This is a genomic window from Spirulina sp. CCY15215, from assembly GCF_016888125.1.
Lineage (GTDB): Bacteria > Cyanobacteriota > Cyanobacteriia > Cyanobacteriales > Spirulinaceae > CCY15215.
Genome location: NZ_JACSWA010000342.1, coordinates 16,685 through 27,432, shown reverse-complemented (window position 1 = coordinate 27,432; position 10,748 = coordinate 16,685). Strand labels below are relative to the sequence as shown.

At 41.6% G+C, this 10,748-nt stretch carries 12 protein-coding genes and 1 pseudogene; 2 read left to right on the top strand and 11 right to left on the bottom strand.

Annotation, left to right across the window (positions count from 1 at the left end):
• Positions 1–227 precede the first annotated feature (227 nt).
• The gene (locus JUI58_RS07640) at positions 228–1,466 is read left to right on the top strand and encodes an FAD-dependent hydroxylase (RefSeq protein ID WP_204103168.1); all 1,239 of its coding nucleotides are present in this window, start codon (positions 228–230) and stop codon (positions 1,464–1,466) included.
• Positions 1,467–1,650: 184 nt separating this feature from the next.
• On the opposite strand, the gene JUI58_RS07635 is transcribed toward JUI58_RS07640, so the two are convergent.
• The 11 genes and pseudogenes from JUI58_RS07635 to JUI58_RS07585 form a co-directional block, all read right to left on the bottom strand.
• Positions 1,651–2,775 (bottom strand): quinone-dependent dihydroorotate dehydrogenase, encoded by a 1,125-nt coding sequence (locus JUI58_RS07635; protein ID WP_204103167.1) that lies wholly within the window; start codon positions 2,773–2,775, stop codon positions 1,651–1,653.
• Positions 2,776–3,147 (bottom strand): hypothetical protein, encoded by a 372-nt coding sequence (locus JUI58_RS07630; protein ID WP_204103166.1) that lies wholly within the window; start codon positions 3,145–3,147, stop codon positions 2,776–2,778. It lies immediately after the preceding gene.
• Positions 3,144–3,488, bottom strand: a complete 345-nt coding sequence (locus tag JUI58_RS07625) for a hypothetical protein (RefSeq protein WP_204103165.1) — start codon at positions 3,486–3,488, stop codon at positions 3,144–3,146. Before JUI58_RS07625 ends, JUI58_RS07630 begins: the two co-directional genes overlap by 4 nt.
• A gap of 80 nt (positions 3,489–3,568) precedes the next feature.
• Positions 3,569–4,510, bottom strand: coding sequence for a glycosyltransferase family 2 protein (locus JUI58_RS07620; protein WP_204103164.1), 942 nt, complete (start codon positions 4,508–4,510; stop codon positions 3,569–3,571).
• Positions 4,511–4,513: 3 nt separating this feature from the next.
• On the bottom strand, positions 4,514–5,080 hold the full coding sequence (locus tag JUI58_RS07615; protein WP_204103163.1) for an acyltransferase: 567 nt from the start codon (positions 5,078–5,080) through the stop codon (positions 4,514–4,516).
• Positions 5,077–5,517: an FdtA/QdtA family cupin domain-containing protein gene (locus JUI58_RS07610; RefSeq protein WP_204103162.1), complete on the bottom strand. Its 441-nt coding sequence runs from the start codon at positions 5,515–5,517 to the stop codon at positions 5,077–5,079. The genes JUI58_RS07615 and JUI58_RS07610 overlap by 4 nt, the downstream gene beginning before the upstream one ends.
• Entirely contained in the window at positions 5,477–6,580 is a 1,104-nt protein-coding gene (locus JUI58_RS07605; protein ID WP_204103161.1) for a DegT/DnrJ/EryC1/StrS family aminotransferase, read from the bottom strand. Before JUI58_RS07605 ends, JUI58_RS07610 begins: the two co-directional genes overlap by 41 nt.
• 201 nt (positions 6,581–6,781) lie before the next feature.
• Positions 6,782–7,753, bottom strand: a complete 972-nt coding sequence (gene hemC / locus JUI58_RS07600; RefSeq protein ID WP_204103160.1) for a hydroxymethylbilane synthase — start codon at positions 7,751–7,753, stop codon at positions 6,782–6,784.
• A 165-nt stretch (positions 7,754–7,918) separates the two neighbouring features.
• Positions 7,919–8,254, bottom strand: a complete 336-nt coding sequence (locus JUI58_RS07595) for a XisI protein (protein WP_204103159.1) — start codon at positions 8,252–8,254, stop codon at positions 7,919–7,921.
• Positions 8,242–8,445 (bottom strand): annotated as a pseudogene (locus JUI58_RS26585) (element excision factor XisH family protein); the annotation flags it as partial. The pseudogene JUI58_RS26585 and the gene JUI58_RS07595, both read right to left, overlap by 13 nt.
• 58 nt (positions 8,446–8,503) lie before the next feature.
• A complete protein-coding gene (locus tag JUI58_RS07585; protein WP_204103158.1) occupies positions 8,504–9,004 on the bottom strand; it encodes a hypothetical protein in 501 nt (166 codons plus the stop codon).
• 374 nt (positions 9,005–9,378) lie between these two features.
• On the opposite strand from JUI58_RS07585, the gene JUI58_RS07580 reads away from it, so the two are divergent.
• Entirely contained in the window at positions 9,379–10,743 is a 1,365-nt protein-coding gene (locus JUI58_RS07580) for an NAD-dependent succinate-semialdehyde dehydrogenase (RefSeq protein WP_204103157.1), read from the top strand.
• The last annotated feature ends 5 nt before the right edge of the window (positions 10,744–10,748 follow it).

Sequence of the window (10,748 nt, the reverse complement as noted above, 5' to 3'; positions counted from 1 at the left end):
TGAAGATTTAACCTTGCGCCTCGATCTCACTTTGCCTTTAGTGAATATCCGCGATCGCTCTGTTAATGCTCAAGATGATGGGATTTATTTTAGTCTCGCTTATAGTTTTTAACCGAGGAGAGAGTGGCGATCGCTTTCCCCAGAATTAACAACATTTTGAATTGGCGATCGCGCTGCAAATTGCGTCATAATAAAAGGTAAATATTTTTATCTTTTTCTAAAAAAGCATGACAAAAAAGCAAATATATGATATAGGAGTAAACCGTGCAGTTGATTGCGATTTAATCATTGTCGGGGGAGGAATTGTCGGTGCAACCTTCGCTTGTGCCTTGAAAGATTCGGGGTTACGGGTGATTATTATCGAAGCACAAACCCCAGAAAAAGCCGCCGCGAGACAGCGTGCTTATAATTTATCCTTATTATCGGGGCGTATTTTCGAGGGAATCGGAGTTTGGGGGCAAATTCTGCCGAAAATTGCTCAATATCGCAATATTCGCTTGTCTGATGGGGAATATCCCAGTGTAGTTGAGTTTGTCCCCGCAGATTTGGGGACAGAGGTTTTAGGTTATGTTGCGGGACATGGAGTTATTTTGTCCGCATTGCAGAGGTTTTTAAAAACCTGTCCTTCTATTCAGTGGTTGTGTCCCGCAGAAGTGATAGATATTGGCTGGGAAGATACGGGAGTAACCGTTGAAGTGCAAATTGAGGGGAAAATGCGACAGTTGCGATCGCCTCTCATTATCGGTGCAGATGGGGCAAAATCTCAGGTGCGATCGCGATCGCGCATCTCGACGCGAGGCTGGAAATATTGGCAGTCTTGTTTAACCTTTGAAATTCAGCACCAACACCCTCATAATGATACTGCCTTCGAGCGCTTCTGGAATACAGGACCGATGGGAGTGCTACCCCTGCCCGGAAATCGCTGTCAGATTGTCCTCACGGCTCCTCACGCGACGGCAAAGGCGTTAAAGGACTTGGATGAGGTCAGTTTCCAACAAGAGCTAGAAACGCGCATGGGAGGGGTTTTAGGTAAGGTAGAGGCGATCGGCGATCGCTTTGTGTTTCCAGTGCAGTTGATGCAGAGTGAGAATTATACGCGATCGCGCCTTGCCTTGATCGGCGATGCGGCACATTGCTGTCATCCCGTGGGAGGACAGGGTTTAAACTTGGGGTTGCGAGATGCGGCTGCATTGGCGCAAGTATTGCAGGAAGCCCATAAATTGGGGGAAGATATTGGCAGTTTGCCCGTTTTGCGACGGTACGAAAAATGGCGCAAAGGGGAAAATCTCACCATTCTTGGCTTTACAGATTTTCTGGATCGAATGTTCTCTAATCAATGGTTGCCTTTAATCCTGCTGCGTCGTTTGGGGTTGTGGATGTTGCGCTATATTCAACCCTTGAAAGTGTTTGCCTTGCAGTTGATGACGGGACTTAAGGGACGCACTCCAGAATTAGCCAAGAATTAGGCGATCGCCCTTAATATCCCTCAATGTCAAGTTCTGTATCTAAAATTCTATCAGCAAAAATTCCTTCTCTGCATAAATTCTGCCAGATTCAGCAGAGAAGTATTTGAAGCGCGAAACTTCTGTAGGTTGTTAACGGAGGATATTGAGAAAATTCTCAATGTCCTCTTTTTTGGGAATTTTACACTCATTTTCCCGATCCGATCGCATCGCCAATATTCTCAAATTTATGTTCTTCTAATTTCTCTACTAATCCTTCTAAAACACGCTTGATCAGCCAGGGACCCTCATAAACTAAACCCGTATAAACTTGAATCAAACTCGCACCAGCCGTAATTTTCTCCCAAGCGTCTTCGGAGGTAAAAATACCTCCCACTCCAATAATAGGCAATTGTCCCTCTGTTTGCTGCCAAATAAAGCGAATCACTTCGGTAGTGCGATCGCGCAGAGGTTTCCCACTAATTCCTCCTGCTTCCTCTCTTACAGGGTTTCCCGTTGCGCTAATTATACCCGTTTTTAAATTATCTTTGCGGATGGTGGTATTGGTTGCAATAATACCCGCGAGTTTGTAAATTTTAGCTAATTTGAGAACATCGGCGATCGCCTCCCATTCCAGATCGGGGGCAATTTTGACGAGGATGGGTTTTGCTGCCTGATTTTCCTGTTGAATAACATCTAAAATTGAGGACAATTGCTGACTATTTTGGAGCGATCGCAGTCCAGGAGTATTAGGAGAACTAACATTAATAACAAAGTAATCTCCTAAATTCTGCAAGCGCTGAAAACTGCCTAAATAATCCTCTGCTGCTGCTTCTAATGGTGTTATTTTAGATTTACCTAAATTAATCCCAATAGGAATCGAAAATTGCTTCTCTCGCTGCTGTAAATTCTGTTGTAAGACTTTACTCCCTTGATTATTAAACCCCATACGATTAAGAACTGCTTCATCTTCTAACAAGCGAAATAAACGCGGTTGAGGATTTCCACTTTGAGGATGAAAAGTAACAGTTCCCAATTCTGCAAACCCAAAACCCATTTTAGACCATATTCCTGTCGCAACGCCATCTTTATCAAATCCCGCAGCTAGTCCAAGAGGATTAGTAAATTTCAAGCCCCATAGGTTTTGTTCCAATCTGCGATCTTCAATGTTGCAAGATGCTTCTAAATAGTATAGTAAAGAAATTGCAAGAAGATTTTTGGGATGAGAATCCAGCCAATGCAGTATTTTTAGAGTATTGCGATGAATCGATTCCGGATCGGCTTTTAATCCAGAAAATAAGAGTGGTTTAATTGCTAATTTATAAATATCCATTTATTCTCCCAAGGTTAGTAATCCTGTCGAAAAATTAACAGCAAGAGGTAAAATTTTTAACCACTGCAATCCTAAAAGTGTTTCTTGTACTCCTTCTCCTGCCACAACAGGGATGATATATTCTTGTCTATCTAAAATTACTCGACCTTCATATAAGTCAAAGTACTCATTCTTTTTTACTGTCCGCATTGTCAAATTTCGCTTTAAAATTGACCATCCCAAACTATCTGCATCTTGAATATCAATTGTCAGAAATCCTGATGTAAATCCAGTATCTAATAATACTTCTAAAGGAAAATTTTCTCCATCAGCTGCAACAATCTCAACTTCAAAAAACAACTCGCCAAGTTCGCCAAATCTTCCGGAAATCATATTCTCCCACAAGCTCCAGTTTCATTAATTTTAAATGTTACTAACCAGCTTTCTGGATATTTTTGACGCGCTTTTTCCACAGCATTCTCTTCATCAACATCAATAAAATAATCACCGCTATTGGGTTCAACAATTACATACCAGTTGTAATGATCTTCGATAAGTTGAGGACGAATATTATCAAAAATAGAACGAGCTTTTTGACAGCGCTTTTCTTTTTCTGCTCTACGTTGAGCCAATTCTGATTCCGAGATTTTATAGTCTGGAAATAAACGACCGCGAGGCGATCTCAAACTTGGCGATCGCAGGTTTTTGATTTGATTTATTTTTGCTTGAGTCATTGTTCTTTTGCTTTAGATCGTAAAAGCAGCAATCTACTAACCAAATTATAGCATTTTAGGGTTAAAGTGTAACAAAAATTTTAATGAGAATCAGAATCAATTTTCTCCATGACAATATAAACTGGACGCTTTCGCACTTCATCAAAAATGCGCCATAAATACTCACCAATTACTCCTAAAAAAATGAGTTGAAAACCACTAATTAATAAAATAACAACCATCAAAGCTGACCATCCTTCTACAGAAATTTCTAGAGTTAAACGTCCGATAATAATTAAAATCCCGTACAGAAATCCTAAAAATGCTAATCCTATTCCTAACACAGTACAAGCACGAATTGGTAAATAAGAAAACTGAGTAATGACGCTAATAGCAAGTTCTACTTTTTTCCAGAAACTCCAACCAGATTTTCCTGTTTTTCGACCCTGGCGATCGTAACTAATTCGAGTTTGTCGAAAACCACTCCATAAAATTTGTCCAGTAATATGAGAATTCTTTTCCTGCATGGATAATAAAACATCAGCAACTGGACGAGAAATCATAAACATATCTGCCCCTGTTTTTGGCCATTCCGACCAAAAATAGTTCATTAAACGGTGAAATAAATGGGAAGATAGTTTATCGAATAAACGATCTGCACGAGTTCTTCTTACTGCCCAAGCAACATCATATCCTTGTTGAATTTCTAAAAATAATCGATAGACTAGATCGGGAGGTTCTTGTAAGTCTTGAGGCAGAAATGTAATATAATCTCCAGTTGCAGTTTGAATGCCCGCTAGAATGGCAATATATGATTTAAAATTTCTGGCTAGTCGAATAGCTTTAAATGTAAAATTGTTAGGTTTCAAATCGCGCACGAGGTCGAAAGTTTTGTCTTTAGAGCCATCATCAACAAAAACAATTTCTGTGTCAAAATAATCCTGATTTGCTAAAGCAAGTTTTTCTAATTCTTCAGGAAGAATACTCCAAAGAAGTTCGGCATAATATAAAGGAATCACAATCGATATTTTGGGATTATTCATTGTTTATACAGTTGGTTGTAATTCTACTTTTCTACCTTCTTTATCAACCCATCCCATGTGTCTCGCGGGAACACCTCCCACTAATTCAAAAGGTTGCACATCTTTGGTAACAACAGCACCCGCAGCAACCATTGCATAAGTACCTACAGTTAATCCACATAAAATAGTAGCATTTGCGCCTAAAGATGCCCCTTCACAAATCAAAATTGTGCCGCGATACCAGCTTTCATCTTCATCTTCAAAATAGCGCTTTTGTAGATCGGGATTACGATGAGAACGAGGATAAATATCATTTGTAAAAGCAACATTAGGACCGATGAAACAATAATCTTCAATTTTGATTCCCTTCCATAGAGAAACATGGGTTTTAATGGTGACACCCTGACCAATTTCTACACCAGATTCAATAAAAACATGATCGCAAATGTTACAATCTTCGCCAATTTTTACTTCTGGCAAAATGTGAACGAATGCCCAAATTTTCGTGCGATCGCCAATTTCTTTCGTCTCTACAATTGCTTGGGGATGAATATAAGTATTTTCGGGCAGAGATAATCGATAATTGTTCATTGATGATTATTTTTGGAAATTTCCAGAAACTGTTGATAATCGCGAATATAATCTTCAGTTAAGTAATGCTCAGAAGCAAGGACAACTAGAACTGAATTTTGATGATAGATCAAATCTCCCCAAACTAGAGGTTTTTGATACAATCCCATCGCTGGATCGTTTAAACAAAACTCATATTCGTGAAAGCCATCGTGTAAGATTACTTTTACTTCTCCTGCTACGCAAATAAGAATTTGGTGTAAATTATGATGAGCATGACCTCCCCGTTTCATGCGATCGCGGCAACCATAAACCCAATAGGTTCTTTGAATGGGAAACGGACAAGTTTTTTGCGCTTCAGCAACCGCAAGATAGCCTTCTTCTGGAGAGCCAATTGTAGGAAATTGAATCAATAGTTCATCTTTGTTGATAAAAGGCTTTAATTCGGTTGATGACATAATCTTGCTGTTCTTTTGTTAAACTAGGATAAAGCGGTAAACTAAGTTCTTCCCGTGCAATTTTTTCGGTAATAGGTAGGGAAATTTTAGCCCAAGATCGATCGCGGTAGCATTCTTGTTGATGAGAAGGAATGGGATAATGAATCAAAGTGCCGATTTCAGACTCTTTAAGAAATTGTTGTAAGCGATCGCGCTCTTCCACTAAAATTGGGAAAATATGATAGACGGCATTGGCATTATAGGGCAACAAGTAAATTGGTAAGTTCTGGTGTAAGTTTTCAATATACCGTTTGGCTAAATGTTTCCGTTCTCTGTTTTTGACCTCTAATTCCGGTAATCTGTGCCGTAGAATAGCTGCTTGAATTTCATCTAAACGACTATTCCAACCTGCGAGTTGATTATAATATTTTTCCCCCGAACCATAATTTCGTAATAGCTTGACATTTTGGGCGATTTGTGCATTAGAGGTAACAACGGCACCGCCATCTCCCAAACAACCGAGATTTTTAGTGGGAAAAAAGCTAAATGCACTGGCATCTCCCCAGGAACCGACAGGGCGATCGCCAATCTTCGCTCCATGTGCTTGAGCGCAGTCGTCAAAGAGGAGTAAGTTATATTGGCGTGCAATTGCCTCTAATTTGTCCATAGGCGCGGGTATGCCGTATAAATGGACGGTAAGGATAGCTTTGGTGCGATCGCCTATCTTTTCGACAATGCGATCGCAATCAATTTGCAAAGTCTCCCAACAAGGTTCCACAAGAATGGGAATCGCTCCAATTTGCGTAATAGCCAAAATGGTGGCAATGTAAGTATTAGCAGAAACGATGACTTCATCCCCTTCGCAAATACCCCCCGCAAGCAACATTAAGCGCAACGCATCCAAACCATTTCCCGTGCTGATGCAATATTCAGCTTGACAAAATGCCGCGAATTCTGATTCAAATGCGGTGACTTCTTTTCCTAAAATATACCAACCCGAGTCAATCACTGAAGCGATCGCGGCCAGAAGGCGATCGCGATCGTGATGAATACCAAGGAGATTCAAATAGGGAACTTGTACCAATTATCAATTATCCGTAAACAACAATCGACTATGATATTACTACTTTGCCTGTTTGAGGATGTGTGATCGCATTCCACTCCCTATCATTCCAGAAATGCGATCGCCCGAAACAACGTTGCTGAGTTAAGACAGGAAATGGGAAGGAACGGGTACATCCTGAAATCTAAGGTAGTGAATCAGGTATGGCAGAATTGTGAGTTTCTAACGCTGAATTTCAGCGAAAATCTCATCTAAAATTTCCTTTGCACCTTTGCCTCGAAGAAGACCTGCTAGATCGAGTCCTAATTGTTCTGCATCGCTAGTCTTACCGCTTACGGTGTCTTTAATCAAACGCTTGCCATCCAACGCCGCAACCATTCCAGTTAATGTTAGCGTCTCCCCCTCAATAGTAGTATTAACGCCAATGGGAACTTGACAACCTCCCTCTAGTTCCCGCAGGAAAGAGCGTTCCGCCAGGGCGCGATAAGTAGTCGGTTGGTGAGAAATTGCCTGTAATAAGTGCAAAATCTCCTCATCTCCCTCGCGACATTCGATTCCTAATGCTCCTTGTCCGACTGCGTGTAGAGAAATTTCCGCCGGAATAACCTGATGGATGCGATCGCTCATTCCCAAGCGTTCCAAACCTGCGACAGCTAAAATGATGGCATCGTATTGTTTTTCCTCAGCATCCAATTTCCCCAGGCGTGTGTTGAGATTGCCACGTATATCCTCAAAAACGAAATGAGAGAAAGAATGTCGCAACTGTGCCAAACGACGTAGGGAAGAGGTGCCAATAATAGCACCCTCTGGTAGAGTTTCCAAGGTTTTATCCTTGTGTTCTTCTCGTACCACCAAGGCATCAGCAGGATTTTCTCGTTCCGTCACACAACCCAATATTAAACCCTTTGGTAATTGGGTCGGCAAATCCTTCAAGGAGTGAACGGCAAAATCTGCACGTCCTTCCAGCATCCCCACTTCTAATTCTTTGGTAAACAGTCCCTTGTCACCAATTTTGGACAATGCTACATCTAAAATTTTGTCCCCTTGGGTACTCATTTCCTGTACCTCAAAGTGGCGATCGGGGAAGGATTCTTGCAGGCGATCGCGCACCCAATGGGTTTGCACCAATGCCAATTGACTTTTACGGGTCGCAATGCGGATAGAACGGGGAGGACTTGCAATAGTGGCGGTCATATCAAGATGATTAAAAAATTCAGTCACTCGATCTAGATTATCCTAATCCGACCCCTTCTCAATCTAATTTCTGAGATAGGTCACGAATACTCTCCAGATAGTCCTACAGATGTAGGGATATGATGTTTTAACGTATTATCTCGTTTAGTGGGTTAAACCCTCATTTTAACCCACTGCATAACGAGTAAATTGGCGTTTAAAAGCGGAATGAAACCCTAACACAATATCTGAAGCAGGAACGCCCATTTCCACCAATCGTTCCCCCACTGCTGCTTCTGTCCCGTTATATTGAATCCAAATCTTACCATCTTCAATATCAAAGTGCATCACGGGGCCAAATACCCGCTTGTCCCCTTGCCAACCCACAAAGGATAATTGATAATGGTCGCGATCGCGATCGAAAATCAGTTGCGCTTTCACTGTATCGGTTGTTGTGGAAATATTGGCGTGTTCTGTTAAAATTTGCTCGATACATTGCCGATATTGGTCTAAGGGATCCATTCCTCTATCTCCTCTAATCTAGGATTATAAATTATCAGTTTAATTTCTACCGCAATTTTTTCGGAATCTCGTTCTGCTGCGATCGCACTTTCTGCGGCCAAATCAATTTGCAGTTTCACAGCTTCACTAATCCGAAGGGTGAGGGGGTCGTGGGTAATTGTCCAGCCATCTTTAATTAAAGCATTTTTAACTTGTTGATAATATTATAATATTATATCCTTAGTAAGACAATTCTTTAGTCTTATTCGGTCATTCTGATGTTTTTTGAAGTCGTTCGTTTCTATTTGAGGCACGGGGTTTTGCTGCATTCAAGGGTTTATCTTGAAGTCTGGGGGCAGCACTTCTTTTGGTTAAAGCCAGTAAGGTGTGAGTAAACTGTTTGGCTCGATTAAGTTCCGAGTTTTGGAAGAATAAAATATGGGTCATTCGTCCAGAGTGAATGGCAATCCATCTTTGCTTGATAACAAAGAAGAGAATAATCAAGATAATACCAATGAAGAAGACAATTAATGGAATTCCTAGCCAGAGAAGCCACCAATTTCGTCCTTGTGCGAGAACGATGCTATCAATGTGACAAAGCCGAATATAGCTCTCTGATGATTCTAAGTTATAAGCCAGTTTGGTTTGAATATAGATGAGTTCTTCTTGCAGTTGCATAGAGGTCGTCCCGTTTATTGGGATGACCATGTTACCTACTCCTTGTCCCGGTTTCCCTTGCAGTTCTGTAATGGCTTGATGGCGTTGATTCATGGAAATTGTATTTGGCGATAGTAATGATATTTGTTATATAGTTGGAACTTACATATTTATCCACTAGCGGGCAAAATACCCGCACTACCATAACGGGAGTATCTAATTGTATAAGTCATAGTATTGATATTAATACATCTTGACATCTTCTTACAGTTCTGTTTGGATAAGAGGGTGATTTTCACTTGTCTATTTGCCCGATCGCCTACACCCCATTCACTTGATGTTACTTTTGTCAATATAAATTACAAAAAGTAAAGTTAAGAAAATATAAATTTGTTAAAAAATATACCGAATTTTCGTTTAGACAAGATGGGTAAGAATAGACTAGAGATACAATAAAGAGTTTTACATTTTAAAGATGGGGAGAGGAAATGGCGATCGCAACAATTAATCCGGCTAACGGCGAAACGCTGAAAACCTTTGCACCGCTAACGGCTGAAGAAATTCAAAGTAAGTTAGCACGAGGACAGTCTGCCTTTGTTCGCTATCGTAAGACGAAAATGGGCGATCGCGCTGCTTGGCTGCACAATGCGGCGGATCTGCTGGACAAAAATGCCGAGGAATACGGCAAAATTATGACCCTGGAAATGGGGAAACCGTTAAAAAGCGCGATCGCGGAGGCGAAAAAATGCGCCCTCGTTTGTCGCTATTATGCCGACAATGCCGCCGATTTTCTCAAGGATATACCAAGTGAAAGCGATGGGAGTTCCGCTTTTGTCCGCTATCAACCCTTGGGCATCATCCTTGCGGTTATGCCCTGGAATTTCCCTTTCTGGCAGGTGTTTCGCTTTGCAGCCCCCGCTTTGATGGCTGGGAATGTGGGACTCCTCAAACACGCTTCTAACGTCCCCCAATGCGCCCTGGCGATCGAAGAAATTATCTCACAAGCTGGCTTTCCGGAAGGAGCATTCCAAACCTTGTTAATTGGTGCATCCCAAGTTGAATCTGTAATCGCTGACGATCGCGTACAAGCTGCCACTTTAACAGGTAGTGAACCCGCCGGGGCGAGTTTGGCTTCTATTGCTGGGAAACATATTAAAAAGACCGTTTTGGAACTGGGAGGCAGCGATCCCTTTATTGTCCTTGATAGCGCCGATATTGATGGGGCTGTGGCGATGGGAACCACTGCCAGGATGTTAAACAACGGACAATCCTGTATTGCCGCCAAACGGTTTATTGTGAGTGAGGCGATCGCCGATGAATTCCAACAAAAACTGCTGGCAAAATTCCAAACTTTAAAAGTAGGAGATCCTATGTCAGAAGATACAGATATCGGTCCGTTGGCCACTGCATCTATTCGGGATGAGATCGCCGATCAAGTGCAAAAAAGTGTCGAGATGGGGGCAAAAGTTTTAATCGGAGGCAAACCATTAGCGGGAAAAGGTAACTTTTATCCACCCACTATTTTGACCGAGATTCCTGTCGAATCTCCCGCCAATACCGAAGAATTTTTTGGACCCGTCGCCCTATTTTTCCGGGTTAAAAATATCGATGAAGCGATCGCCCTAGCCAATGCTACCCCTTTAGGATTGGGTGCCAGTGTTTGGACTAATAATGAACAAGAACGCGATCGCGCCATCGAAGAAATTGAAGCGGGTGCCATCTTTGTAAATGGTTTAGTTAAATCCGATCCGCGCTTACCTTTCGGTGGAATCAAGCGTTCCGGTTATGGCCGGGAACTCAGCATTCAAGGAATTCACGAGTTTGTCAATATCAAAACAGTCTGGATTAAATAAATTTG

What these genes read in the sequence shown, in the direction of transcription:
- JUI58_RS07630 (WP_204103166.1), bottom strand. Translation starts at nt 3,147, where the DNA reads ATGATTTCCGGAAGATTTGGCGAACTTGGCGAGTTGTTTTTTGAAGTT.
- JUI58_RS07625 (WP_204103165.1), bottom strand. Translation starts at nt 3,488, where the DNA reads ATGACTCAAGCAAAAATAAATCAAATCAAAAACCTGCGATCGCCAAGT.
- JUI58_RS07595 (WP_204103159.1), bottom strand. Translation starts at nt 8,254, where the DNA reads ATGGATCCCTTAGACCAATATCGGCAATGTATCGAGCAAATTTTAACA.
- JUI58_RS07610 (WP_204103162.1), bottom strand. Translation starts at nt 5,517, where the DNA reads ATGTCATCAACCGAATTAAAGCCTTTTATCAACAAAGATGAACTATTG.
- hemC (WP_204103160.1), bottom strand. Translation starts at nt 7,753, where the DNA reads ATGACCGCCACTATTGCAAGTCCTCCCCGTTCTATCCGCATTGCGACC.
- JUI58_RS07635 (WP_204103167.1), bottom strand. Translation starts at nt 2,775, where the DNA reads ATGGATATTTATAAATTAGCAATTAAACCACTCTTATTTTCTGGATTA.
- JUI58_RS07620 (WP_204103164.1), bottom strand. Translation starts at nt 4,510, where the DNA reads ATGAATAATCCCAAAATATCGATTGTGATTCCTTTATATTATGCCGAA.
- JUI58_RS07580 (WP_204103157.1), top strand. Translation starts at nt 9,379, where the DNA reads ATGGCGATCGCAACAATTAATCCGGCTAACGGCGAAACGCTGAAAACC.
- JUI58_RS07640 (WP_204103168.1), top strand. Translation starts at nt 228, where the DNA reads ATGACAAAAAAGCAAATATATGATATAGGAGTAAACCGTGCAGTTGAT.
- JUI58_RS07615 (WP_204103163.1), bottom strand. Translation starts at nt 5,080, where the DNA reads ATGAACAATTATCGATTATCTCTGCCCGAAAATACTTATATTCATCCC.
- JUI58_RS07585 (WP_204103158.1), bottom strand. Translation starts at nt 9,004, where the DNA reads ATGAATCAACGCCATCAAGCCATTACAGAACTGCAAGGGAAACCGGGA.